This window comes from Veillonella parvula, assembly GCF_047241225.1.
GTDB classification, from domain to species: Bacteria; Bacillota; Negativicutes; order Veillonellales; family Veillonellaceae; genus Veillonella; species Veillonella parvula_O.
Map to the genome: position 1 here is coordinate 314873 of NZ_JBKTIE010000003.1, position 24570 is coordinate 339442.

General features: G+C 38.6%; 26 protein-coding genes. 23 read left to right on the forward strand and 3 right to left on the reverse strand.

Annotated features, from left to right (window positions below):
* The first annotated feature begins 282 nt into the window (after positions 1 to 282).
* The 7 genes from ACLRYO_RS07460 (at position 283) to ACLRYO_RS07490 (ending at position 4139) form a co-directional block, all read left to right on the forward strand.
* The gene (locus tag ACLRYO_RS07460) at positions 283 to 486 is read left to right on the forward strand and encodes a DUF951 domain-containing protein (RefSeq protein ID WP_004693828.1); all 204 of its coding nucleotides are present in this window, start codon (positions 283 to 285) and stop codon (positions 484 to 486) included.
* 9 nt (positions 487 to 495) lie between these two features.
* Positions 496 to 1527: a selenide, water dikinase SelD gene (gene selD, locus ACLRYO_RS07465; protein ID WP_021147737.1), complete on the forward strand. Its 1032-nt coding sequence runs from the start codon at positions 496 to 498 to the stop codon at positions 1525 to 1527.
* A 102-nt stretch (positions 1528 to 1629) separates the two neighbouring features.
* Positions 1630 to 2229 (forward strand): sulfurtransferase-like selenium metabolism protein YedF, encoded by a 600-nt coding sequence (gene yedF, locus ACLRYO_RS07470; RefSeq protein ID WP_012863891.1) that lies wholly within the window; start codon positions 1630 to 1632, stop codon positions 2227 to 2229.
* A gap of 115 nt (positions 2230 to 2344) precedes the next feature.
* Positions 2345 to 2602 carry a DUF3343 domain-containing protein gene (locus ACLRYO_RS07475; RefSeq protein ID WP_012863892.1) on the forward strand — a complete coding sequence of 86 codons (258 nt, stop codon included), beginning with the start codon at positions 2345 to 2347 and terminating at the stop codon, positions 2600 to 2602.
* A 117-nt stretch (positions 2603 to 2719) separates the two neighbouring features.
* Positions 2720 to 3427, forward strand: a complete 708-nt coding sequence (locus ACLRYO_RS07480) for an NAD(P)H-dependent oxidoreductase (protein ID WP_021147739.1) — start codon at positions 2720 to 2722, stop codon at positions 3425 to 3427.
* 157 nt (positions 3428 to 3584) lie between these two features.
* Entirely contained in the window at positions 3585 to 3824 is a 240-nt protein-coding gene (locus ACLRYO_RS07485) for a GlsB/YeaQ/YmgE family stress response membrane protein (protein ID WP_012863894.1), read from the forward strand.
* A 78-nt stretch (positions 3825 to 3902) separates the two neighbouring features.
* The gene (locus ACLRYO_RS07490) at positions 3903 to 4139 is read left to right on the forward strand and encodes a CsbD family protein (RefSeq protein WP_021147740.1); all 237 of its coding nucleotides are present in this window, start codon (positions 3903 to 3905) and stop codon (positions 4137 to 4139) included.
* Between the two features lie 77 nt (positions 4140 to 4216).
* Here ACLRYO_RS07490 and ychF read toward each other — a convergent pair whose 3' ends face one another.
* Entirely contained in the window at positions 4217 to 5323 is a 1107-nt protein-coding gene (gene ychF / locus ACLRYO_RS07495; RefSeq protein WP_101928938.1) for a redox-regulated ATPase YchF, read from the reverse strand.
* A 354-nt stretch (positions 5324 to 5677) separates the two neighbouring features.
* Here ychF and ACLRYO_RS07500 point away from each other — a divergent pair, with 354 nt between their 5' ends.
* Positions 5678 to 6850, forward strand: coding sequence for an SAM-dependent methyltransferase (locus ACLRYO_RS07500; protein WP_021147743.1), 1173 nt, complete (start codon positions 5678 to 5680; stop codon positions 6848 to 6850).
* 112 nt (positions 6851 to 6962) lie between these two features.
* Here the strand turns inward: ACLRYO_RS07500 and ACLRYO_RS07505 are convergent, their stop codons facing one another.
* Complete coding sequence (locus ACLRYO_RS07505; protein ID WP_021147744.1) at positions 6963 to 7934, reverse strand: diaminopimelate dehydrogenase; 972 nt, start codon at positions 7932 to 7934, stop codon at positions 6963 to 6965.
* Positions 7935 to 8226: 292 nt separating this feature from the next.
* Between ACLRYO_RS07505 and ACLRYO_RS07510 the strand changes: the two genes are divergently transcribed.
* Entirely contained in the window at positions 8227 to 10449 is a 2223-nt protein-coding gene (locus ACLRYO_RS07510; RefSeq protein WP_021147745.1) for an autotransporter outer membrane beta-barrel domain-containing protein, read from the forward strand.
* A gap of 246 nt (positions 10450 to 10695) precedes the next feature.
* On the opposite strand, the gene ACLRYO_RS07515 is transcribed toward ACLRYO_RS07510, so the two are convergent.
* The gene (locus ACLRYO_RS07515) at positions 10696 to 11925 is read right to left on the reverse strand and encodes an LL-diaminopimelate aminotransferase (protein WP_021147746.1); all 1230 of its coding nucleotides are present in this window, start codon (positions 11923 to 11925) and stop codon (positions 10696 to 10698) included.
* 451 nt (positions 11926 to 12376) lie between these two features.
* Between ACLRYO_RS07515 and ACLRYO_RS07520 the strand changes: the two genes are divergently transcribed.
* The 14 genes from ACLRYO_RS07520 (at position 12377) to ACLRYO_RS07585 (ending at position 24426) form a co-directional block, all read left to right on the forward strand.
* Positions 12377 to 13561 (forward strand): multidrug effflux MFS transporter, encoded by a 1185-nt coding sequence (locus ACLRYO_RS07520; RefSeq protein ID WP_278456646.1) that lies wholly within the window; start codon positions 12377 to 12379, stop codon positions 13559 to 13561.
* Positions 13562 to 13702: 141 nt separating this feature from the next.
* Positions 13703 to 13987 carry a 30S ribosomal protein S6 gene (gene rpsF, locus ACLRYO_RS07525; protein ID WP_004693799.1) on the forward strand — a complete coding sequence of 95 codons (285 nt, stop codon included), beginning with the start codon at positions 13703 to 13705 and terminating at the stop codon, positions 13985 to 13987.
* Positions 13988 to 14006: 19 nt separating this feature from the next.
* The gene (locus ACLRYO_RS07530; RefSeq protein WP_278456645.1) at positions 14007 to 14405 is read left to right on the forward strand and encodes a single-stranded DNA-binding protein; all 399 of its coding nucleotides are present in this window, start codon (positions 14007 to 14009) and stop codon (positions 14403 to 14405) included.
* 39 nt (positions 14406 to 14444) lie between these two features.
* Entirely contained in the window at positions 14445 to 14675 is a 231-nt protein-coding gene (gene rpsR, locus ACLRYO_RS07535; protein ID WP_004693795.1) for a 30S ribosomal protein S18, read from the forward strand.
* Positions 14676 to 15100: 425 nt separating this feature from the next.
* Positions 15101 to 15787, forward strand: coding sequence for a carboxymuconolactone decarboxylase family protein (locus tag ACLRYO_RS07540; RefSeq protein WP_278456641.1), 687 nt, complete (start codon positions 15101 to 15103; stop codon positions 15785 to 15787).
* Positions 15788 to 15988: 201 nt separating this feature from the next.
* The gene (trmB, locus tag ACLRYO_RS07545; RefSeq protein WP_008602852.1) at positions 15989 to 16648 is read left to right on the forward strand and encodes a tRNA (guanosine(46)-N7)-methyltransferase TrmB; all 660 of its coding nucleotides are present in this window, start codon (positions 15989 to 15991) and stop codon (positions 16646 to 16648) included.
* Position 16649: 1 nt separating this feature from the next.
* Positions 16650 to 17975: an FtsW/RodA/SpoVE family cell cycle protein gene (locus ACLRYO_RS07550; RefSeq protein ID WP_278618484.1), complete on the forward strand. Its 1326-nt coding sequence runs from the start codon at positions 16650 to 16652 to the stop codon at positions 17973 to 17975.
* A 128-nt stretch (positions 17976 to 18103) separates the two neighbouring features.
* Complete coding sequence (uraA, locus tag ACLRYO_RS07555; RefSeq protein WP_413084798.1) at positions 18104 to 19387, forward strand: uracil permease; 1284 nt, start codon at positions 18104 to 18106, stop codon at positions 19385 to 19387.
* Between the two features lie 197 nt (positions 19388 to 19584).
* Positions 19585 to 20049, forward strand: a complete 465-nt coding sequence (locus tag ACLRYO_RS07560) for an NfeD family protein (RefSeq protein ID WP_012863916.1) — start codon at positions 19585 to 19587, stop codon at positions 20047 to 20049.
* Positions 20050 to 20085: 36 nt separating this feature from the next.
* Complete coding sequence (floA, locus tag ACLRYO_RS07565; RefSeq protein WP_004693762.1) at positions 20086 to 21042, forward strand: flotillin-like protein FloA; 957 nt, start codon at positions 20086 to 20088, stop codon at positions 21040 to 21042.
* Between the two features lie 8 nt (positions 21043 to 21050).
* Entirely contained in the window at positions 21051 to 21707 is a 657-nt protein-coding gene (locus ACLRYO_RS07570; protein WP_195394449.1) for a hypothetical protein, read from the forward strand.
* Positions 21708 to 21959: 252 nt separating this feature from the next.
* A complete protein-coding gene (locus tag ACLRYO_RS07575; protein WP_278618487.1) occupies positions 21960 to 22691 on the forward strand; it encodes a sortase in 732 nt (243 codons plus the stop codon).
* A 54-nt stretch (positions 22692 to 22745) separates the two neighbouring features.
* Positions 22746 to 23684, forward strand: a complete 939-nt coding sequence (locus ACLRYO_RS07580; protein WP_316708768.1) for a hypothetical protein — start codon at positions 22746 to 22748, stop codon at positions 23682 to 23684.
* Positions 23685 to 23832: 148 nt separating this feature from the next.
* Positions 23833 to 24426: a DNA glycosylase gene (locus ACLRYO_RS07585; protein ID WP_008602839.1), complete on the forward strand. Its 594-nt coding sequence runs from the start codon at positions 23833 to 23835 to the stop codon at positions 24424 to 24426.
* The last annotated feature ends 144 nt before the right edge of the window (positions 24427 to 24570 follow it).

A 24570-nucleotide genomic window follows, 5' to 3' on the forward strand; every position in this document is an offset into this window, starting at 1 on the left:
ATGTTAATTTCGTTGTATGCACTAATATTTTCCCATAAAATATAATGATTAAGTGCAAAGTTTCTGTGACCTTTTGGTGGTTATAAAATAATAATTCTCTTGATTTATGGTTTAATTATAAGAACAGTAGATATATTAAAATTGTACATTATATATTTATGGTGAAAATTTTATGGTTATATATAATAGAAGATTGAACTATAGAATTAGGGTATATTTATAGAAGTAACTATTTTATGTATAATAAATATATAAATACTGACAGAAGTTAAAGGAGGCGCTATGGCATTTGTTAGATATTACGTAGGAGATGTAGTGAAGATGAAAAAATCGCATCCTTGTGGCAGTGACGAGTGGGAAGTTAAGCGAATCGGCACAGACTTTCTCATCGTATGTAATGGCTGCGGTCATCAACTCTTGATGCCGCGCCCTAAATTTGAAAAGGCTGTTAAGAAAATCGTCTCTAGATTGCCGGAAAATGAGTAAGGAGGAGTTATGGTGCGACTTACTGATTATGTTACAAGTGGAGGCTGCGCGTGTAAGATTGGGCCTCATATATTGAACCGTGTGCTAAAAGCTGTAACACCCGTTACTAACAAGCATGTTCTCGCTGATATGACTGGTGCCGATGATGCTGGAGTATATCAAATCTCTGATACCTTTGCACTGGTGCAAACTTTAGATTTCTTTACCCCTGTGGTTAATGATCCTGATTTATTTGGTAAAATTGCAGCTGCCAATGCATTAAGCGATGTATATGCTATGGGTGGCACCCCTTTAACAGCGATGAATATCGTAGGCTTTCCGGTTCCTCTTGTCGAGCAAGGTGTTTTGACGGATGTGTTAAATGGGGCTGGTTCGATTGTAGCCGAGGCTGGTGCAGCCATCGTAGGTGGACACAGCATTGAAAATAAGGAACCTATCTTTGGGATGTCTGTGACAGGACAAGTAAATCCAAAACAGATTTGGAAAAATAAAGGTGCTCAAGTAGGGGACGTGTTGGTGCTAACAAAACGCATTGGCACAGGTATTATGAATAATGCTCTGAAAGCAGGTTTATTTCCTGTAGGTACGGAACAGGCCGTTACTAGTATGAGTACTTTAAACCGTGTAGCGGCTGAGGTGGCACATAACTTTACAGTTCATGCTTGTACAGATGTAACAGGCTTTAGCCTTATGGGGCACTCCGTAGAAATGGCAAGTGCTTCTGATGTGACGATTCATATCAAAGCTTACGATATCCCTCTTTTTGATGATGTTATCGAGGCGGCTCAAATGGGCTTAATTCCGGCTGCATCTTATGGTAATCGCAAGGCTATAACTGAAGTACAAGTTGATGAGGACTTGGATCCTGTATGGACGGATATTGTATTTGATCCTCAAACCTCTGGCGGGTTACTATTTTCTGTTCCTGCTAGCGAAAGTGAGACACTTGTCGAGGCCTTTTATAAGGCGGGGATTGACTGTGCTGCTATTGTGGGCACTGTTGAAAGCTTTAGCGGTCTTGCCGTACGAGTAACAAAATAAACTCATAAAAGATAAGTACTGTATGGTATTGATTTAGCTATTTAAATAAAATATTATTAGCTGATACTTTCACAAATTATATAATGTATGTAGAGGTGTATGATGAGCAATACAAAGGAATTAACTGTAGATGTGCGCGGTAGCTTATGTCCAAAACCTGTTATCGAGACCAAGAAGGTAAGTGATGCGAATCCAAGTGCTATTATTACAACTATTGTAGATAATGAAGTGAGTCGCGATAATGTGGCGAAGTTTGGGAAGTCTCGTGGTTATGGTGTAGAAGTTCGCCAAGATGGAAAGGATTTCTATCTTACACTGACCCCTGATGCAAATCCAGTTACTGAAGCCCGTTGTGAGCCTATGAACTATGGAAATCGGGTTATTTTGATGACGAAGGATTATCTTGGTGAAGGTAGTGAAGAACTTGGCCGAAATTTGATGAAAACCTTCTGGGTATGCTTGCTTGAAGCCGATGTAAAACCTTCTAAGATTTATTTCATCAATAGTAGTGTTAAGATGGTAGTTAATGATTCGGTTCATTTGGAAAATATAAAGAAACTAGCTAAGCTTGGTGTAGAAATTGCAGCATGCGGCATTTGCCTTGATTATTTCGGTGTGAAAGATGAGCTGGGCGTAGGTAGTATTACTAATATGTATGCTATTACAGACTCTATTGTAGGGGATAATATTATTAAGCTATAATTTCTAGTAGTATAGTATCTTTTTTTATCAATTTCGATGGATTTTTTTATATCTCCAAGCTTTATGTTTAATGTATGAGCAATTTGATCTTGCTAGTTATCAGAGGGGTGAGGTAATGGAACGAAAAAAATTACTTGTAGTTTTTACCTCTTATTATTTTGGAGATAAGGCGGATAAGGTATTAACAGAATTAGAGGTGCCTCATCAGTTGATGGCTACCCCCCCAGAGCTTTACGATATGTGCGGTTTATCTATTGCAATAGACTCAAGTATAGTGGATCAAGTAAAGACCATTTTAAAAGAACATAAAATTAGTACATCTGGCTTATTTTGGTATGAAAAGGGCGAGCTAGCTGTACCGTATAAAGTCTAGACGTTGTCTAGGCTTTTTTACTTTAGTGTTCATCTTCATATAACTTGAACGATGAGTGTGGTACTATAGAAACATGATATATTTTATCAATTGCAGATATTAATTATGGAGGTATATATGAGTAAATATGAAATAGAAAATGTAAAATTAACAGCCCCTAAATTTGATCGTAAGGATTTAGAATATGCTATGACATATCGCTACGCATGTAAGAAATTTGATAGCGCTAAAAAGATTTCTGATGAAGATTGGCAAGGTATTTTAACGGCGGCGCGCTTGTCTCCAACCTCCTTAGGTTTTGAGGCTTACCAATTATTAGTCATTCAAAATCCTGAAATCCGTGAAAAGATGAAATCTTATGGTTGGGGTATTCAAGCTGGTCTTGAAGCGAGTCATTTCGTGGTGTTCTTAACACGTAAAAAAGTGGATTTGGAATTTGATTCTCCTTATGTACGCTATATTCAAGAAGAGGTGAAACAATTACCTGCTGAAGTCGATGCTATTTATAAAGAAAAATATGCTCAGTTCACAACTGAAGACTATAAAACATTTGAGTCTGATCGTGCTGCCTTTGATTGGTCTTCTAAGCAAGCGTACATTGTAATGGCTAACATGATGACCATGGCTGCTTATGAAGGTCTTGATTCTTGTGCATTGGAAGGCTTTAATCAAGATAAGATGACAGTGCTCTTAGGTGATGAATTAGGTCTTTTTGATACAAAGCATTTTGGCATTGCTGTGATGGCTGCCTTTGGTTATCGTGATGAAGAACCACATCGAAATAAAACACGTCGTACAATGAATGAAATTGTTACAGTAGTTTAATCAATTGTGACTTTTATAACTACATCAAATTTCTTCATCTAATCTTTAGAAATGAATGGTATATTATAAATATACATATTATTTATTATATTTATAAAGCCCATATAATTTGGTAGGATATTATAAATATATTGATTAAATAGGAAGGAGTGATCGTATGTTATGGTCAATTATTGTTGGTGGTTTTATCGGTTTTCTTGCAGGAGCAATCACTAACAAAGGTGGAGCAATGGGCATTATTGCCAATGTTGTTGCTGGTTTAGTTGGTTCGTCTGTAGGTCAAGCAATATTTGGCACATGGGGTCCTAGTTTAGCTGGCATGGCATTAATTCCTTCTGTTCTTGGCGCTGTAATTGTTGTTGCTGTTGTTTCTTTTTTCTTCGGGAAAAAGGGATAGTAATCTATTTTTAAAAGTATAGCTAACATATATAGCTAACATAACTAAAAATGATTTCATATGAAAGGATTCATAATTATGGCATTAGAAGATAAATTAAATCAAGCTAAAGGTGCATTAAAAGAAAATGCCGGTAAATTAACTGGTGACAAAGAATTGGAAGCAGAAGGTGCTGTAGAAAATACAGCTGCAAAAGTTAAAGACGCTGCACATGATGTTGCTGAAGATTTCAAAAAAGCAGCTGAAGATGTTAAAGATGCTGTAGATGGTGCGATTAGTGGCGTCAAAAATGTTCTTCATAAAGACGATAAATAATATTATATAAAGGTTATAATTAGTAATAAAAAACCAGTAAATCCTGAGATTTACTGGTTTTTGTTATATAAGTTTGTTTATACATTGAAGCGGAAATGGGTTACATCGCCGTCTTTCATAACGTAGTCTTTGCCTTCAAGGCGTACAAGGCCTTTTTCTTTAGCCGCGTTTTGGCTACCGCAAGCTTGTAGATCATCAAAGGAGACAATTTCAGCGCGGATAAAGCCTTTTTCAATATCCGAGTGAATTTTACCAGCAGCTTGAGGTGCTTTGGTGCCATTTACGATTGTCCAAGCACGAGCTTCCATTTCACCAGCTGTGAAGTAATTGATAAGACCTAAAAGTGCATAACTTGCTTTGATAAGTTTAGTTAAGCCAGACTCTTCAAGGCCAAGATCTTCAAGGAATGCAGCGGATTCTTCTTCGGATAACTCTGCAATTTCGGACTCGATACGTGCGGACACAACAACGATACCAGCGCCTTCGTTTTTCGCATATTCCTCTACGCGTTTTACATATTCGTTGGCAGAATAATCAGATACTTCATCTTCGGAAATATTGGCTACATAAAGAGATGGTTTAGCTGTAAGCAATGTCAACTCTTTGATCATTTCTAATTCGTCTTCATCAAGACCTTGTGCACGAACGGGTTTTGCTTCACCTAAACCTTCGATGATGCGTTCTAATAATGGCAGTTCAGCACGAGCATCTTTATCGCCAGATTTTGCGATTTTTTCGATGCGTTGTTTTCGTTTTTCTACGGATTCAAGGTCAGCAAGGCAGAGCTCAGTATTAATGATTTCGATGTCGCGAATTGGGTCAATAGAACCTGCTACGTGAGTGATGTTAGGGTCATCGAAACAACGAATAACTTGTGCTATCGCATCTACTTGGCGAATATGGCTAAGAAATTTATTTCCCAAGCCTTCACCTTTAGAGGCACCTTCAACGAGACCTGCAATATCTACGAAACGCATAGCTGCAGGGAGGATGCGTTTGGAACCAAACATTTCAGCTAATACAGCTAAACGATTGTCTGGAACATCAACGACACCTACGTTTGGCTCGATTGTACAGAATGGATAGTTGGCAGCTTCAGCGCCTGCTTTTGTAATAGCGTTGAATAATGTACTTTTACCAACATTTGGAAGGCCTACGATGCCTACTTCTAAATTTGTGCTCATGGTACCACCTTTTATTAACAAATTGATTTCGTTCTTTGTGAAAGTTTATAGTAATAGTTTGTTATAAACCTTATCAAATAAATATTATACCATACTAATAGGATGGAGTTAGTCTATAAATATAAAATAGATTATTTCAAAGTGCTATAATATAAATAGAGTTAAATATATTACTTAAATAATGTGATAAGTTCATATTAAAATATAGGATTAATATAGATTTTTATTCGCCGTAACTATATTGATATAATTTATAGGTATATAAATTAATAAGGGTATGGAATGTATCCAATCATGTTAATGTATATATTTTTAAACCTATATAGTGAAAGCTAATAGGAAAGGAAGTTCAGTATGTTTTCCAAGCTATTTGATAGTTTCTTAGTCCATTATTTAGAACGCTTTAATGATCATTGTTTTACCGTAAAAATTGGAGATAATGAATATACAATCGGTGACGGAGAATCCGAGTTTACCGTCATCGTTAATCGTGGTATTCCCAAGAAGGACTTGTTAATATCCGCAGAACTCGCCCTCGGTGAAGCGTATATGCGTAAAGATATCGAAATTGAAGGGGATTTGTTTAAAGCCCTTTGTGTAGTCCTTGGTCATGTAGGTAAGGACTCTATCAATCGTAAGGTACTTAGCTCGCTCTTTAATGCGGGTCTTAAAAAGAAAGATCAAAAACAACAAGTATCTTCCCATTATGATTTAGGTAATGAATTCTATAAATTGTGGCTCGATGAAACCATGAGCTATTCCTGTGCGTATTTTAAGCATGAGAATGATAGTCTCAAAGATGCGCAATATCAAAAGGTACATCATATTCTTGATAAATTATATTTAAAAGAAGGGATGACTTTACTTGATATCGGTTGCGGATGGGGATTCCTTCTCATTGAAGCGGCTCGTAAATATGGGGTTAAGGGCTATGGGTGTACTCTTTCCGAAGAACAATGGAAAAAAGGACAGGAACGCATTAAAGAATATGGCCTTGAAGGACAAGTTGAGATTGAACTTATAGATTATCGAGACGTAGCGGCTTCTGGTCGCACCTTTGACCGCATTGTCAGCATCGGTATGCTTGAACATGTAGGGCGACCTAACTTTCCTCTGTATATGGAGGACGCATCGGAAATGCTTAAAGACGGCGGGTTGTTCCTGCTCCACTACATCAGTGACCCATCTGAAAAGGAAACAAGTGCCTGGATTCGTAAATATATCTTCCCGGGCGGATGTTTGCCGTCCCTTCGCGAAATGGTCAGCCTCGCTTATGACTATGATATGAATGTCATCGATGTTGAAAGTTTACGGTATCACTATTATAAGACTTTAATGCATTGGTATAACAATTTCCAAGGCGTCCGTGAGCAAGTAGAGGCGAAACGGGGGAGTGAATTCGTACGCATGTGGGATCTGTATCTTTGTGGATGTGCGGCAGGTTTCTACATTGGTAATATGGACTTGCATCAAATTTTGATGACAAAAGGTGTTACGAACGAATTGCCGTTAACACGATGGTATTAATTAAACGTAAAATAAGGTTAATAGGATAAAAAAGAGACCATCTGATATGGTCTCTCTTTTAATGTGTATGAAAAAGGCCCTCATCTATTAAGTCGATGCGGGCCTCGCTCTATTATAGAGAATGTGCTCTTAATTCTTCAGCAGATTGTGTGGAAATCCAAGCTGGTGGAATGTCGAATACTGTATAGCAACCTGTGCCGCCGTGTTTAGCAAGGCGGTAAAGACCACGTGCATAAGCAACAAGTGCAGAACCCGTGAATTCAGGGTTAGAGTCAAGTTTCAAGGAGTACTCGATAACGTGACGAGTGCCTTCTGTACTTTCACCAGAGCGAAGAACGAAGCCACCATGTGGAATGCCTTTGTGGTCGCGATCAAGTTCTTCTTGGGAAATGAAGTTGACTACAGTTTCGTAACCTACGAAGTAGTTTTTCATAGTTTTAATTTCATTTTCAATTTTAGCTTTGTCTGCATCAGGAGCAGCTACTACGTAGCACTCACGAAGGTGACCTTTGTAGCCATCAACGTCTGGAGTTTCACCATTGCGGATCGCTTCAAGGTATTGTTCTTTAGGAACAGTGTATTGACGGGCATCAAGAACACCATCGATACGACGAATAGCATCGGAGTGACCTTGGGAAACGCCACGGCCCCAGAATGTATAAGATTTACCTTGAGGCAAGATGCTTTCAGCATATACACGTTGTAAAGAGAACATGCCTGGGTCCCAACCGCAAGAAATTAATGTAGCAGTTTTAGCTTCTTTAGCTACTTTGTCTACATTAGCAAAATGCTCAGGAATACGTGCATGTGTATCGAAGGAATCGATACAGTTGAAGTATTTAGTTACCATTGGAGTTTGTTCGATAAGATCTGTTGCAGAACCACCACAAAGAACCATTACATCGATTTTGCCTTTAAAGTTAGGAATATCTTCCATCGTGTAAGTAGGTACACCAGATACAGTTTCAATACCTTGACGGCGAGAGAATACGCCGATGAGCTCCATATCAGGTTGTAACTGAACAGATGCTTCTACGCCACGAGCTAAGTTGCCGTAACCAACAATACCAATACGAATATTCATATTAGCCTCCTATATAAGTTGAAATTTAATGATTAACATATTTATTATAGCATAAAATTAATAGCTTTTAATATTTTTCTATAGAATTTTTTAGATGGTATAGAAAATAATTAATATCTAATTTAAACAAGTAATTTGTGCACAACTATATCGATACATAGCGTGTTGTTATAGGGGACAAATAAAAAATCATATGAGTATAAATTGACACATATACCCCGAACCTAGATACAATTAAATTGGTTATGTTAGCTAGTTATGTTCATAGTTGAAATGTTAGAGGAGGTATAATATGAGAAGAAATGTAAAAGCTGCTGTTATTGCTGCATTAATCGTAACAGGTGCTAATGCTTTTACCATGGTATCAGCCACAACTGTGGAAAGTCATACAGACGGAAAATCTATTGGTCTTAATTTGTGGGGGGAAAAGAGACATTATACAGATGACTTAACTGTTAATGTATCAGGCTTAGGTGTAAATGGTACAAAATATCATAATAATGTTACAGGTATTTATGCTCTTGATGGGACACAAGTCGCTATCGATAAAAATGTAACTGTAACAGTTAAAAATCCAGCACCTGCAGAAAGTGGTGCGAAACGTAGACCTGATTTGGCACATTATTACATGAGCGGTATCTATGCTGGTTATGGTGGACTTACTAGTGATGGCAATAACGATGATACTCGAGTCACCGTAAAAGGAAATGCTAAAATCGATGCTGTTGGCGTTGGTTTGCAAGCTAATAAAGATGGATATATTCGCATATTAGGTGGAGCCGATGTAAAAACATATCCTTTAAATACCTCTGATACCTATTCTGCATTATCTGAAGAAGGCTTTGTATATGTAAATACGGGTATGGATGGCTTACATCCGGGAACTAATGATGTGAAGATGTACGGTAATATAGGATTTTTAGATAAAAACTATGGTATTGAAAAGAACCCTCATAACCATGGCTCTGAAATCTCTTTAGGCTTAACAACACCAAATTCTAAATTAATAGGTGGTGTGTTGAATGAATTTGATGAAAGCAATAATAATCCGTATCATGGTGGTTTGCGATTGTATTTACAAAATGGTGCGACCTGGCGCAATGAATGGTTAGGCGCTGAGCGCGTATATCCTACACAAGGTCGTCCTAATAATGCAAACTATTTATATACAGGTAGTCGTGTGGAGCATTTTATTGGTGGTAAGGATATAGCGAGTCAAGGTATTATTCAACCGGTAGACGCACGACCAATTACTATTAATAATTATGCAGGTCATACCGCCATTGATTACGAAAAGGGTGCTCCTGCAGCTGCACAAGGTAAAGGCGAAGTTGTTATCAACCATGCTGATAAGGGTTCTTCTGTGACTATGCGCAGTTCGGCAGATGCTCTTAAAGGATATGTAAATGTAAACAACCCACGTAGTACTTTGCAGCAGTTGGCTAATAAGTTAACATACACTGGCTTTACTAAGGGTGAACGTAATTTAGATGTGAATGTTGAAGTCCATTCCGGACTCATTAGTCCTTCATATTCTACTAACCTTGGTACAGAAAACTTTGCTGTTGACGGTAAGGCTAGCGTTACGGATAAAGCGGTCGTGACAACTCGTGAAAGCGAAGTTGTATCTGGTGTTAAGAGTGCGTTAGCCTCCTCTGTGATGCAAATGAGAGCCGATACGAATGATTTACAACGTCGCCTCGGTGATGTGCGACTCAACTCCAATAAGCATGGTGTATGGGGAAAATACATCGGCGGTAAATCTAAGATTACAGACAACGCCTATGTAAACCAAACATACAATATGGCGCAAGTTGGCTATGACACATTGCGTGGAGATTGGACCATTGGTGGTGCTTTGCTATATGGTACAAGCAATAGTGATTACGCTCTAGGCTCTGGGTCCGGTAAAACCGCAGGTTTAGCATTATACGGTGCAAAACAATATAATGATGGTCGTTACTTAGATGTTATTGGTAAAGTAAATCGTTTGAAAAATGATTTTACCGTACGTAATAGCTTGAGCACAAGCTTGAGCGGTGATTACCGCAATACAGGTACCTCCTTGAGCGTTGAATATGGTAAACGAATCAAGAAAGACAATGGTTTTTATATCGATCCTAACGCAGAATTGACGTTTAGTCGCTTGTCTGGTGTAAACTTTGATGCTCGTACAAATACGGGCAGCATAGTACACATTAACTCTGATGCGGTAAATTCCGTTATTGGTCGTATTGGTGTAGGCATTGGCAAGGAAAGTAAGAACAGCAATCTTTTCCTCAAAGCAGCATTAGCACATGAATTCTCTGGTAAAATGAAAGCTACTTATAGCATGGCCGGTGAGCCAACCACAGGTAGTGAAGTGAATTTGAAAGACACATGGCTTGATCTTGAACTAGGTGGCTCATGGAGCGTACGTCCTAATACATATATTTATGGGACTTTCACTAAAAACTTTGGTGCTACCGTAGACAATTCCTATCGCATTGACGCAGGGATTCGGCATAACTTTTAGGTAATAGTAAATATAGTAGAGACAAATAATATGGGGATGTTATTTGTCTCTACTATGGTGTTAAGGAATACTAGAATTAAATATTTATATATGTAAGGGTATATAAAAAAGACCGATTACATTCCTATTGAAGGACTGTAATCGGTCTTTTGGTCTAATGTATAAACACTATTTAATTAGACATTACAAATTCATTGTAATCTAAATATGAGTCTAAAAGTAACTCTAAATATAGATATAGCTAAATTAGAATTGTAACGTTTTGATTCTTTCAACGGCACGAATTGTATTTTCACGGCTACCGAATGCTGTTAAACGAAGGTACCCTTCGCCGTGAGGTCCAAAGCCAGAGCCTGGTGTAGATACGATTTGAACTTGTTCGAGCAAGACATCGAATAATTCCCAACTAGTCATATTACCAGGCGTTTTAAGCCAAATATATGGAGCGTCCACACCGCCATATACAGTAAGGCCGATAGATTCAAGACCCTCTTTGATGATGCGAGCATTTTCTTTGTAGTATGCAATGTTTGCACGTGTTTGTTCGCGACCTTCTTTTGTGTATACTGCTTCAGCACCGCGTTGGATGATGTAAGGAACACCATTGAATTTAGTGCATTGACGACGGTTCCACATAGGGTTTAGCGGTTGGCGTTCACCAGATTTAGTTTTGCCAGTTACCTCTTTAGGCACAACTGCGTAAGCACAACGTGTACCAGTGAATCCTGCAGTTTTAGAGAAGGAACGAAACTCGATAGCCACTTCGCGAGCGCCTTCGATTTCGTAAATAGATTTTACAGTGTCTTCTGTGCTGATGAAAGCTTCGTAAGCGGAGTCAAACATCAAAATGGCATCATTATCTTTACACCATTTGATCCATTCTGCTAAACGAGCACGGCTCAAAACAGTACCGGTTGGATTGTTAGGTGAGCAAAGGTATACAATGTCTACGCGTTCAGACGGGAATTCTGGAGAGAAGTTATTTTCTGCGTAAGTAGGGAGGTATACAACCTTTTGGAAGATGCCATCTACAGCTTCGCCAGTACGACCACCCATAACGTTGGAGTCTAAGTATACTGGGTACACAGGATCTGTGATAGCAATGATGTTATCTTCGCTGAATAACTCTTGGATATTACCAACGTCAGATTTTGCACCATCGGAAACGAATACTTCGTCAATAGCGATATCTACGCCTAATGGTTTGTAATCGACATCAACAATAGCTTGACGTAAGAAATCATAACCTTGTTCAGGGCCATAACCTCGGAATGTTTCCGCTTTTCCCATTTCTTGAACAGCTTTACTCATAGCATCGATAATTGCTGGAGCAAGAGGTAATGTAACATCGCCGATACCAAGACGAATAATATCTGCATCTGGATGAGCAGTTTGGTACTCATTTACCCTTTTAGCAATATTAGCAAATAAATAAGAACCTTGAAGGTTTAAGTAGTTTTCATTGATATTAGCCATGATGACTCCTTTTTATAATCAGATTTCTCTATATATAGTAAATTATATAGAATAATGACGCAAGGATTTTCTATAGAATTTCTGATTTATGTAAATATTGTTTAAGTCTATTACTATAAAAGGTCGTATTATGAGGAATTTATTAGTCATATCATTTGTTTTATAATTTCTTTTAGAAATTCTGTTTATGTTGTATAATAAGTAAAAAGAGAGCCATCAACGTGTGGTTGCGTTAGGCTCATCTTATAAACATTTTTTAGGATTGCCTAGCGTGCGAGTATTTTGAATACTCTGTTGCGTTAGGCTTTTATCTTTACTCTACTTTGGGCATAGTATTTTACTATGCTTTTTTGATGAAAGTATATCAAAACTATATAGCATTAACATTGTTTTTGATATAATCTAAATAAATACATATTATAGTGTGGTTTTATATGAAAGTGGTGTCTTTATGCTGACGATTAGCAATAAGGGATGGCTTTTTACGTCTATATTAAGTGCTTTGATGGCGTTTACATCGTTGTCAACGGATATTTATTTGCCAGCTATGCCTGAGATGGGGCGTGACCTCAATGGTGATGCGGAGCTTACGTTGACAGGGTTCTTAATTGGCTTTGCGCTAGCTCAGCTTTTTTGGGGCGCCGTTAGCGATAAAATTGGTCGTAAGAAGCCACTTATTATAGGGATAGTTTTATTTATTATTGGTTCTGTAGGCTGTGCCTTGAGTTCCTCTATGATGGAGTTATTGGCTTGGCGTGTGTTTCAGGCATTTGGTGCCTGTGTAGGACCGATGCTGTCGCGGGCTATGATTCGGGATTTATATGGTCGGACTGAGGCGGCTAAAATGTTATCTACATTAGCCATTGTCATGGCCATAGCTCCTATAGCAGGGCCAATGTTAGCAGGGCATTTACTCGTATGGTATACATGGCATTCCATATTTTGGTTGCTTGTTGCTATCGGTATTTTAATGCTCGTTGCCGTATTGGTGATTCCTGAGACACATCCCTTAGAAAAGCGTAGTAAAAAGTCTATAGGTCATACCTATAATAATTATTGGATTTTATTGCGCAACAAAGGTTTTATGAAATATACCCTATGTGTTAGCTCATTTTATATTGCCATTTATGCGTTTTTAACGGGATCGCCTTATGTATATATAGATGTGTATGAAGTGCCTAAAGAATATTTTGGTTATCTCTTTTCTGTCAATATTATTGGTGTTATGTTGTTAAGTGCTATTAATCGTCGTATTGTTAGTGCTATACGCCTCGATAGACTATTGAAATATGCCACACTATTTGCTGCTGTTTGTGTATCCATTGTTATGGGCTTGATGTTCTTAGGATACCATTCATTGTGGTTAATCGTTATTGGCTGTTTTTTATTCTTCTCCATGAATGGTATCATTGCCGCTGTAACTAATGCATTAGCTTTAGATAGAGCAGGTAGAATGGCTGGATCTGGGGCGGCACTATTAGGTGCCATGCAATATGGTAGTGGTATTGTGTCATCGTTGATACTTACCTTCTTACCAAATGATACGGCCTATCCTATGATGGGGGTAATAGCCATATTTGTAATTATCTGTGCTATTATTGCCTTTCCTGAGGATGAAAAATATAATCGTATATAATATTGGTGAAAGCAAGGACTTAAACTGAGCCCTTGCTTTCATCATTTTTTTAGGTTATAATAGTAAGGCTTATTGATGGTAAGCACTTCCTACCCCTATGTGTCGATAGGGGCATTAGTCCGAAAGAGGAGGTGATTTTGTATGAACAAATACGAAGTCATGTTTATTGTGAAACCAGCTGAAGAGGAAGCAACTAACGCTGTTATTGAAAAAGTAGAAGCTTTAATTGCTCGTGTAGGCGGCACAGTAGAAAAGGTAGATCGTTGGGGCAAGCGTCGTCTTGCTTACGCGGTGAAGAAATTCACTGACGGTTTCTATGTATTGATCAACTTTGAAGCAGCTCCTGCTGAAATCAAAGAAATCGATCGTGTATTGAAAATCAACGATGAAGTCCTAAGACATCTAATTGTTAAACACGAAGCATAATTAAAGCCTGGAGGAAAACATGAACTCTGTACAAATTCTAGGTAATTTAGCTCGTGATCCTGAAGTACGCTATACCAAAACTGGTCGTGCGGTAGCAACTTTTACAGTGGCTGCTACAAATACCTATATTGATTCCACAACAAATGAGACGAAAGAACAAACTGCTTTCATCAACTGCGTTGCTTGGGGTAAACTTGGTGAAGCGGCAGGCAATCTTCGTAAAGGCAGTCGTTGCTTTGTAGAAGGTCGTTTGCAAACTCGTTCTTACGAGACTCAGGACGGTCAAAAACGGTACGTTACTGAAGTGGTAGCGAACTTTGTGGGCCAATCCCTTGATATGAATATTAATTCTTTCGAAGGTGGGTCCAATTTTGATAGTTTCAGTACAGGCGGCGATGACGAAAACATCCCGTTCTAGTGTCAGGGACTCCTACTAATTCGAAAAGGAGGATTCGCAATGAGAAGAGATAGAGGCAGAAAGCCAAGAAGAAAAGTATGCGTTTTCTGTGCAGACCATATCGATCAAATCGACTATAAAGACGTTGCTAAACTTCGTCGTTTTACGACTGAACGCGGCAAAATCTTACCTCGTCGTATTTCCGGTACTTGCGCAAAACATCAACGCAAATTGACTACATCTATCAAACGTGCACGTGCAATTGCTTTATTGCCATTCACTGCTGAATAATTGATGAATCAAGGCGGTACAACCATTTGGTTGTGCCGCCTTTTTGCGTTCTTTGGACCGGCTATATAATTTTAATGATTTTATCTTTCTAATGAATCATAAATCGAAATGGTAGAAAATTATAGTTGTAAGGAATATTAGTATGTTACGATAGCCATTAATCTCTTTGGTAAAATAGTAGAGGTGCATTTTGATACATTGTTAAGTGTGGTTTATAAATATATAATTTTTATAGATAAATATATATAATTTGTTAAAAGATTATAGATTTTTTTCGAATAGGACTATAAAAATTAGATGAAGTATTATATAATAATATCTACAGTATGTATTACAGTAGAACAGTAAAATAAATCCATTGATAATGTACGCTACTATTGCAGTATTATACAATTAGTATTAATGATAAGGGAGATTGTAAGACTTTGAAAAGAGTATTAACCTTAACATTAGCCGTGGCCATCATTGCCGGTGGCTATATGTTTGAGGCTAATGGGGCGGGAGAACAACCTTCTAAACAGGCACCATCTATATCTGAGATAAATATATATACGCCAAAAGAGCTTAATGCACGTCAGAAAGACTTGGTTGAAATCGGCCGCTATACTGCGTCTGGTGATCAAGGTGCATTAAAGAGTGTAATTGCATCTGCTATTGAGCGAGGCACGTTGACGCCACAAGAGGTGAGTATTGCCATTCGTCAACTTTACTCTGCTGCTGGCTTGAAACAAATGAATGCTGCTTTAGCTACATTTGATCAATTACGTGATGAACGCCCTGAGTTTGGCGATGAGTACGAAAAATTGGTTCCAAAGCAAACAGGACTTAGTGCTTTATTGGGGAATGGCACTAATGGGGCACCTTTAACAAAGCCGAAAGCTGAGGAAACAAAAGAGGGGGTTCAATATAATACGTTCCGTATGAAAAAACCAAAACCTCAAAATCGTAATCGTTCACGTTTAGGTAAATTGGACCGTGAATTGGTCGCTGCGGCAGCACTAGGTACTCGAGTTGGTAAAAATAATCTTTTTACTGCAGCTGAAAAGAGTTTATCTGAACTTGGCCTAAGTCAATATCAAATTGAAAATTTAGAAGCTATGATTTTCCAATAAAATGTAGACCTACTTCTTTCGGAAGTAGGTCTTTTTTTATGGCTTCTACTTTCACAGTTTTAATGATTAGGATTAAATCCATAGAATGTAATTGACGTTTAAGGTCCCCTTTTCTATAATTAATAAGATAGGTATATGACCTGTAATAATAAATATAAACAAATATAAATATATTATTAAAAATAGATGTAAGGAGAAAGTATGCGCCTTCGTAGAAAACCATGGATTGATGAAGCTATCCACGAATATGACTCTCACATCATTTTGTCTGGACAAGAAGAGTTTAAAGGCAAGTGGCGTGAATTATTTGAACATCCTGAGTACCCATTATATATGGAACTAGGGACGGGGAAAGGTCGCTTTATTGCGGGGATGTCTGAAGCGTATCCAAATGCTAACTTCGTAGGTTTTGAAGTACAAATGGGTGTTATCTATTATGCAGCACAAAAAATCTTTGAAGGAGAGCGAAACAATGCAAAGGTCTCTCTATTTGATATTGCAGGTATCGAAGAGATAGTGGCACCTGGAGAAGTTGATCGTTTCTATATTAACTTCTGTGATCCTTGGCCTAAGGCTAAACATGCAAAACGCCGCCTTACATATCACACATTCCTCGATCGTTATGCCCGCCTTTTGAAAGATGGTGGAGAAGTTCACTTTAAGACAGATAATGAAGGGTTGTTCATGTTCTCTCTTGAAGAGTTTAAAGCGTGTGGTTGGGAGCTTAAAAATGTAACGTATGATTTACATAGCACAGACCTTCCAAATGTAAAAACTGAGTATGAAGAGAAATTTAGTAAAAAAGGACAACCTATTTTCCGCTTAGAAGCAATTAAGCCAAAAGTTCAAAAGGAGGCTTAACATGCAAACACCGAATAAGGGGGATAGTCGGTGGGGCTCACTCTTTAAAAATGACTTACAAGGTATGCTCTTACCTATTCTTCTCATTACAATTATAGGCAGTGTAAATATCTTTAGTGCTACGTATATCAGCTCTATCTATGAAAATACGGGATTATTAGGATACTTTTTAAAACATATGACATTCTTGTTTTTGTCTATGGCGGCAGGTGTTATATTGTATCGTTACGATTACCGTCAGTTACAGAAGCCTCACATGTTGCAAAGAATTATGATTGCTACACTAATTGGTATGATTTTAGTTCTTGTGATTGGTGCAGTCATTAATGGTGCACGTCGTTGGATTGTTATTGGGCCTGTATCGATTCAACCTTCAGAATTTGCGAAATTGGCTGCCTTAATATGGACGTCGGCTAAATTGAGCACCATGCGGAAATGGGGAAAACCAAAGCATACTAACCCTCTCATTAATTTACAAGGTTATTTTAGTGAACGTATAAGTTATATGTTGCCAATGTTAATATGGCCAATTATATTTGCAGGCTTAACAATCTTGCAACCAGATATGGGCACTACCGTATTGATTTTTGGCTTTTCATTTGTGCTCATCTATTTAGCGGGTTTTGATGGAAAATTCTTTGGCGGAGCTTTTGCGATAGCTGGATTTCTTGGCTTTATTGCAGCTCGTATGTCGCCATATCGTTGGGAACGTATTCAATCTTGGTTTGATCCTTGGCCTCATGCACAGGATATGGGGTATCAAACAGTTCAAGGTTTGTTGGCTGTAGGTTCTGGTGGCATTTTAGGCGAAGGCTTTATGCAAGGTACATCAAAGTATTTCTACTTACCAGAAGCACACACGGACTTTGCTTTTGCTGTATGGGCGCAAGAAATGGGCTTCATTGGTGCAGTGTTTGTTGTCGTTCTGATTGCAGCTTTTACCTATTTTGGGTTCCGCATTTCTAATAAGGCTCGTGATGAATTTGGCAAATGGTTAGCAATGGGAATAACATTGCTTATCAGTGGTCAGGCCTTGTTTAACATCGCCATGGTATGTGGTATCATGCCTGTAACAGGGGTACCATTACCGTTTGTTAGTTATGGCGGCTCTTCATTACTGATGAATTTCATGGCTATTGGGTTGCTGGCAAGTATTGGTCGTCGTAATGTAGAAGGGGTAAAACCAGTTGGTACAGCTGAACCATTACCATCTTTGCGTGAAGAAACACAAAGTCGTTTCAAGCCTGCTGCTACGACACGTACTAATAAGACAAATATGCCTGGACCGTTTAAACCACGGCCTTCTAAAAAGTCGACTCGTAGATAGACTAAATTTGAACGTTAATATCTAACGTATGTATCATAAGATGAATCTGTTTGTGTAAATTCATAGAGTATATTTAAGGACTGTACTATATGAACTTAGCATCGTTATATTGTGTGTGAGGAGAAACGATGAAAGATTATATTGATATTCAAGAACGCCCATCATGGGGCCGAATGTTACCACTTAGTTTTCAACATTTATTTGCCATGTTTGGCTCTACTGTATTGGTACCGTATTTATTAAAAGTAGACTCTGCAACAGCATTGTTTATGAATGGTATTGGTACATTATTGTACCTATTTGTGTGTAAGGGTAAGATTCCTGCATATCTTGGTTCCAGCTTTGCTTTTATTGCGCCTGTAGCAGGTGTGTTATCTGCAGGTCTTGGTTATGAAGCGGCAAAAGGGGCCTTTGTTGTATTTGGTCTATCTTTTGTAATTTTATCTGTTCTCGTCCGTTATATTGGTACGCGTTGGATTGATAAATTATTCCCACCAGCGGCAATGGGTGCTATCGTAGCGATTATCGGCTTAGAATTAGCGCCAGTAGCGATGAGTATGTCTGGCCTTATCGGTAATCAAGATTTAGGCATGAGCCATAGCCAAGCTGTTATTATCTCTATGTTTTCCTTAGTTGTTACCTTGCTTGGAACTGTTGTGTTCCGTGGTTTCTTAGCTGTTATTCCTGTTCTTATCGGTGTTGTCTCTGGTTATGTATTGTCTGCTGTGATGGGAGTTGTTGACTTCTCTGGTGTAGAAGCTGCTCCTTGGCTTTCATTGCCTCAGTTCTATGGCATGCCTGTATTTGATATCAATGCGATTATCATGATTATGCCGGCGCTCTTCGTAGTATTTGCAGAGCATGTTGGTCATTTAGTTGTTACTAGTAATATCGTCGCTAAAGACTTGATGAAAGAGCCTGGTCTACAAAGATCCTTGCTTGGTGATGGCCTTGCAAATATTCTTTCTGGTTTCTTTGGTGCTACACCAAATACGACATATGGTGAAAACATCGGCGTACTTGCCATTACTCGTTGTTTTAGCGTATGGGTAATTGGTGGTGCTGCAGTTCTTGCGATGATTATATCCTTTGTTGGTAAAGTGGCAGCACTTATTCATGCTATCCCAGTACCTGTTATGGGTGGGGTTTCTATTCTCTTGTTCGGCATTATCGCAGCATCTGGCTTGCGTATGCTTGTAGAACGTAAGGTGGATTATACAAACCCTGTTAATATGATTCTTACATCCGTTATCCTTGTAGTAGGTCTTAGCGGCGCAGAACTTGCTGTTGGACCTGTAGTGTTAAAAGGGATGGGGCTTGCTACTGTAGTAGGTATGGCGATGAGCATTTGCTTATTGATCCTTCAAAAAACAGGCGTTGGCAACGACCAATTGAAAAAAACAGAAGTATAACCTTATACGACTTCGAGCTCTTGGCATAGAACCTTGAGATTAAAGTAAATTGACTTGTATTCAATATAATAAACGACTACTGAATCAGATTGTATCTGTGAAAGTAGTCGTTTTTATTTAGTGTCTTTATAATTTATCCTCAATATTGTATAATGAACATATAAGTTGCATAAAATTAATTATAGAGAGGAGGGCCTATGGAGTTTTTAATATGGATGGCTATCGGCGTTGCCTTGATGGCGGTAGAACTCGTAGTACCAGGCGGTATTTTAGGTCTTATCGGTTATTGCGCATTCCTGTGGGGCGTTTATGTAGCTCTTGGGGAAGGCACAGTAGCATTGTATGCCGTGCTAGGATTAACAGCCTTGTTAATTGTCATTATCATCGTGTTCTTTAATCACTTTGAAAAGACTTGGATAGGCAAATTGTTTACCTTAGGGCAACGATCTACGACAAAAGCTGGTTATGTATCTAATGATGTATTAGAAGATTTGGCTGGCAAGGAAGGCGTAGCTCATACAACACTGCGCCCTGCAGGTATTGCTAAAATTAATGGTAATTTGGTAGATGTTGTAACCGAAGGTGACTTCATCGATGCCGGTTCACCTATTGTGGTGCTTCGCGTTGTAGGTGGCCGCAATATTGTTAGAAAGCGTGATTAAGCTTTCACAACATCGTTGTAAATAATGGAGGTTATTATGGATGTAGGTATTTTAATTTTGATTCCCATTTTGCTGATTGGTATTATGGTATTCTTATATGTTGTGCCATTAGGGCTTTGGGTATCTGCTCTAGCAGCGGGCGTTAACGTAGGTATCTTTACACTTGTAGGTATGCGCTTACGTCGTGTAAATCCATCTCAAATCGTAATGCCTTTGATTAAAGCTAATAAAGCAGGTCTTGATGTGAATGTAAATCAGTTGGAAGCTCATTACCTCGCAGGTGGTGACGTTGACCGCGTTGTAGATGCTTTGATTGCCGCTGAACGGGCATCTATTCCGTTGACCTTTGAACGTTCCGCAGCTATCGACCTCGCTGGTCGTGATGTATTGGAAGCAGTTCAAATGTCCGTTAATCCTAAAGTGATTGAAACTCCAATTATCTCTGCGGTAGCAAAAAATGGCATCGAGTTGAAAGTTCGTGCTCGTGTAACTGTACGTGCTAATATCGATCGCCTCGTTGGTGGTGCTGGTGAGGCTACAATTATTGCCCGCGTAGGTGAAGGTATCGTTACGACCGTAGGTTCTTCTGAAGAACATACAGATGTATTGGAAAATCCAGATCATATCTCCCGTACTGTATTGGGTAAGGGTCTTGATGCAGGTACTGCTTTTGAAATCTTATCCATCGATATCGCTGACGTAGACGTGGGACGTAACATCGGTGCTCAATTGCAAACTGACCAAGCCGAAGCGGATAAGAAAATCGCTCAAGCTCGTGCCGAAGAACGCCGTGCAATGGCGGTTGCCACAGAACAAGAAATGCGTGCTAAAACACAAGACATGCAAGCTAAGGTTGTGGAAGCACAAGCTGAAGTCCCTAAAGCGTTGGCAGAGGCTTTCAGAAATGGTAATCTTGGCGTTATGGATTACTACAATATGAACAATATTATTGCAGACACTAAAATGCGTGAAAACTTAGCAGATGGTGAATAGGAGTAGCTATGGACTCTATTTTGTCTTCAGTGCTATCCATCTTTTCGCATAATCCAATCTTTGTTTTAGGTATCATAGCGTACATTGCTTTTTCCATTATAAAAAATAAGAATACTGAAGAGTCTGAAGAGTATGATGAGTATGAAAGCTCTGGTGGCGGAACTTGGGAAGATATGGAGCGCGAATATGGCATCTCCATAGAACGCAAGGTAGATGAACCGTCTATGGATGATTTGTCTAAGGTTGATGACTTTTATCGGGACTCTTATGAAGATAAACCGATTGTAAATCAGCAACCAGAAGCACCATCGAAAACTATGGAGGACATACATTTCAATGAAGAGGCTGCAGCAGCTCAACGAGATATTGAAGCCTTATCAATGAAAAGTTCCAGTAGCAATCCGAGTTATACTACCAGTAAGACTCGCTTAGATAGAGAAGCTGTTACGGGACCGACCTTAAGTGAAAGACTAGCTGAGTTTAAACGAGATAAAGTAGCTAAAGAGGGGCAAGTTCTTATTGAAAATGTAGGCATTACAACTGCGCCTACTGCTCTAGCTGCGACTTCAACTCGCGGTCGTAAATCTAATCATGCTTTAAAAGAGGGCATGAAATGGTCCATCATTTTAAGTAAACCTAAAGCTCTTGAACGTAGATACCGTTAATGAAGTAATCTATTTATAAGTGTATAAACTAATTATGGTTTTATTGGAACATAAATAATAATGGATTGTGCACTGATGTGGTATAGCAACCATACTGTCACATATCATAATGTGGGGCATATAATTACATATTGAAAGAGGTTCCTATTGGTCACCTATGTGACTATTAGGAACCTCTTTTTTATTGTTTTTTCTTAGTGAAACTTTCACAATAATAGGGGAAGGAGTTCGTTTATAAGGAAGGGCAAAATTATGTATCGAAATGTGCGTGTTATACCAAAACAGCTGTTGCACCAATTATATATAGAGAAGCAATGGAGCGTTCGCGATGTGGCGGATTATTTTCAATGTAGTGTTGATACCATCATGCGCCGTATGAAAGCGTACGATATCGAACGGAGGCCTCTGAAGAAAGAAATTAATATGGTCCATGTACAAGCTTTGTATGAGACCGGTAAGTGGTCGCTCCATTCATTAGCAAAGCGTTATGATGTTTCTATCACGACGATGGCGAATCGCTTGAAGGAATATGGATTGGCTTGTCAGCAATCAAATAAGAACGTCTCTATAGATGTAGTGCGTATATGTAGGGCCTATAAAAGTGGAAATAGTACAGATGCCATTGCTCGTATGTATGGTATATCGCGATGGAAAGTTCACCATGTATTGCGGCATATGGGAAATTGTTTACTTCCTAAAGTTCGAAAGCCTATGCGCGTAGAGGAGATGGCTTATTTATATATTCATCATCACATGAGTACAGATGACATTGGCCTAGCTTATGGGATACGTGGTTCTACAGTGGCAATGTATTTGCGAGAGCAAGGTATAGAAATAAGGGCAAATACTCTTGATCTAGACGAAAATAAGATTAAAAAACTCCGTGCTCAAGGTTATGGAGTTGCAAAGATTGCACAGGCGATGGGTTGCTCTACCTCTGCTGTGCGAAAGCGTCTAGCTATGAAAAAATATATCTCTCCTTGATGTAGTGTGGTAGATACTATATACTTAAATTTATACAATGATGGGAGGAATATTATGCTCGAAATTATATCTGCTTTAACACCGTTTTTATTACTGGGCTTAGTGGCTGCTGGTTTATCTCGCCTTTCTGGGGTAGCCTTATCTATGGTTGTAGTACCAACTTTATTGATTTGGGGTGCAACTGCGGTTGACGTAATCGCCTTTATGTTGCTCTTTGTGGTGTACAACAACTTCACTATGGAAACACAAGATATTCGTTTAGATTATAAAGATCTTGTCTTATTCCCTAAATGGCGCTTGTGCATTCCCTTCATTTTGAGTTTGGTAAGCGCGTTCTTTGTTCCTGCTGCAGGCATTGCTGTTTTTATGGCTTGCTTTGTTTTAGAGTTATTGGCTACTGTGTATAAACGCATTCCTGAAAATAAACGACCTCGTTTACAGCGTGTAATAGTAGCATCGATTTTGAGTGCTGTTGCAACAGCTGTAGGTACTTATGCAGGCCCTAAAATTCCTAGTGAATTCTACTTTGTCTGTGTAGGCTTAGCCATTTTAATCGTTACGGACTTTGCATGGTATGCCGGCAAGCATAGAGATGCTTTTAGAAACGTATGGGATAGCATTTGGGCTGGTTTTAATATATTCTTAGGCCTGTTTGGCATAGAGGCTACATATTATCCAGCTGCACTTACGCGATCTATTCCAAATCCAATGGATCGCATGTTGCCTATGGTTACTGTAGTAGGTGGCTATGCAGGCCTTATGGTAGTATTCGGCTTTTATAACATTTTTTCTATACCGTCTTTGATTACAGCTATTGGTGCTGCTATAGGGATACGCCTCTTTGGTATGTATGAATTTCCTCGGAATGGCAGTTTCTCTTATTTGGCAATCGGTTTTGCCGTGGCTGCTGTAATTTGCTTGTATCTCGTATCTCCAACACCAGTTGGTTTCGATCATATTAATACCTTGGTTTCTCAACCAATTGGCCAATAATAATAGATAATGTAAGTCTATTGATATATTTTAATGAGTTCTTTAGTTGCTTTCACCTAGGAGCTAATTGGATTATAATGTGTGATATATTTCATATATTGTATTGAAAATTAAGTTCATATTAGAATGTGAAAGGAGTTGATGCTATATGGCAGAAACAATTGAAACAAGACCATTCCCTCCATTCTTACCAAAGAAGGCGACAGTCATGATGATGGGCACATTTCCTCCAGAACAATCAAAACGTGCTATGGAATTCCATTATCCAAATTTCCAAAATGATATGTGGCGTGTTTTTGGCCTCGTATTCTTTGATGAAAAAGATCATTTTAGAAATGGTGAGGAAAAAGCGATGGATCCTGAGAAGATCAAAGCCTTTTTGTCTGAAGCTGGAATTGCATCTTGTCCTACTGTTTTGAAAGCTATTCGCGAAAAAGGGAATGCATCTGATGCATTTCTTAAGGTCGTTGAACCAGTTCCACTTGCGGACGTACTGGAGCAAATCCCTGACTGTAAGCATATTGGTACAACAGGCGGCAAGGCTACGGAGATTTTATTGAGCCTTTTACCAGAAAAGGTTAAATTACCTAAAACTGGTGAAACAATTCCTTTTGTATTTAATGGTCGGGAATTGACATTGACACGTTTGCCATCTACATCACGTGCCTATCCGTTGAGTCTACCGAAAAAGGCTGAAGCGTACAAGAATTTCTTCAAAGCTTGTGGTCTAAAAACAAAATAAATATTTAAAGTAGCACCTTTAATAGTTGGCTTTGAGTCTTTTGGTCTCATCTGTCGCTATTGAAGGTGTTTTTATATCGTAAAAATATATGAGATATTAAAATGGAGATTAATGCTTGTTTATTGTAAATATGTAGTTTGTTAT

Excerpts from the sequence above, each read along its gene's own strand:
- selD (WP_021147737.1), top strand. The coding sequence starts at position 496 with ATGGTGCGACTTACTGATTATGTTACAAGTGGAGGCTGCGCGTGTAAG.
- ACLRYO_RS07560 (WP_012863916.1), top strand. The coding sequence starts at position 19,585 with ATGGAGTTTTTAATATGGATGGCTATCGGCGTTGCCTTGATGGCGGTA.
- ACLRYO_RS07475 (WP_012863892.1), top strand. The coding sequence starts at position 2,345 with ATGGAACGAAAAAAATTACTTGTAGTTTTTACCTCTTATTATTTTGGA.
- ACLRYO_RS07460 (WP_004693828.1), top strand. The coding sequence starts at position 283 with ATGGCATTTGTTAGATATTACGTAGGAGATGTAGTGAAGATGAAAAAA.
- ACLRYO_RS07490 (WP_021147740.1), top strand. The coding sequence starts at position 3,903 with ATGGCATTAGAAGATAAATTAAATCAAGCTAAAGGTGCATTAAAAGAA.
- ACLRYO_RS07515 (WP_021147746.1), bottom strand. The coding sequence starts at position 11,925 with ATGGCTAATATCAATGAAAACTACTTAAACCTTCAAGGTTCTTATTTA.
- floA (WP_004693762.1), top strand. The coding sequence starts at position 20,086 with ATGGATGTAGGTATTTTAATTTTGATTCCCATTTTGCTGATTGGTATT.
- rpsF (WP_004693799.1), top strand. The coding sequence starts at position 13,703 with ATGAACAAATACGAAGTCATGTTTATTGTGAAACCAGCTGAAGAGGAA.
- ACLRYO_RS07520 (WP_278456646.1), top strand. The coding sequence starts at position 12,377 with ATGCTGACGATTAGCAATAAGGGATGGCTTTTTACGTCTATATTAAGT.
- ychF (WP_101928938.1), bottom strand. The coding sequence starts at position 5,323 with ATGAGCACAAATTTAGAAGTAGGCATCGTAGGCCTTCCAAATGTTGGT.
- uraA (WP_413084798.1), top strand. The coding sequence starts at position 18,104 with ATGAAAGATTATATTGATATTCAAGAACGCCCATCATGGGGCCGAATG.
- yedF (WP_012863891.1), top strand. The coding sequence starts at position 1,630 with ATGAGCAATACAAAGGAATTAACTGTAGATGTGCGCGGTAGCTTATGT.
- trmB (WP_008602852.1), top strand. The coding sequence starts at position 15,989 with ATGCGCCTTCGTAGAAAACCATGGATTGATGAAGCTATCCACGAATAT.
- ACLRYO_RS07485 (WP_012863894.1), top strand. The coding sequence starts at position 3,585 with ATGTTATGGTCAATTATTGTTGGTGGTTTTATCGGTTTTCTTGCAGGA.
- ACLRYO_RS07580 (WP_316708768.1), top strand. The coding sequence starts at position 22,746 with ATGCTCGAAATTATATCTGCTTTAACACCGTTTTTATTACTGGGCTTA.
- ACLRYO_RS07510 (WP_021147745.1), top strand. The coding sequence starts at position 8,227 with ATGAGAAGAAATGTAAAAGCTGCTGTTATTGCTGCATTAATCGTAACA.
- ACLRYO_RS07550 (WP_278618484.1), top strand. The coding sequence starts at position 16,650 with ATGCAAACACCGAATAAGGGGGATAGTCGGTGGGGCTCACTCTTTAAA.
- ACLRYO_RS07570 (WP_195394449.1), top strand. The coding sequence starts at position 21,051 with ATGGACTCTATTTTGTCTTCAGTGCTATCCATCTTTTCGCATAATCCA.
- ACLRYO_RS07530 (WP_278456645.1), top strand. The coding sequence starts at position 14,007 with ATGAACTCTGTACAAATTCTAGGTAATTTAGCTCGTGATCCTGAAGTA.
- rpsR (WP_004693795.1), top strand. The coding sequence starts at position 14,445 with ATGAGAAGAGATAGAGGCAGAAAGCCAAGAAGAAAAGTATGCGTTTTC.
- ACLRYO_RS07505 (WP_021147744.1), bottom strand. The coding sequence starts at position 7,934 with ATGAATATTCGTATTGGTATTGTTGGTTACGGCAACTTAGCTCGTGGC.
- ACLRYO_RS07480 (WP_021147739.1), top strand. The coding sequence starts at position 2,720 with ATGAGTAAATATGAAATAGAAAATGTAAAATTAACAGCCCCTAAATTT.
- ACLRYO_RS07500 (WP_021147743.1), top strand. The coding sequence starts at position 5,678 with ATGTTTTCCAAGCTATTTGATAGTTTCTTAGTCCATTATTTAGAACGC.
- ACLRYO_RS07585 (WP_008602839.1), top strand. The coding sequence starts at position 23,833 with ATGGCAGAAACAATTGAAACAAGACCATTCCCTCCATTCTTACCAAAG.
- ACLRYO_RS07575 (WP_278618487.1), top strand. The coding sequence starts at position 21,960 with ATGTATCGAAATGTGCGTGTTATACCAAAACAGCTGTTGCACCAATTA.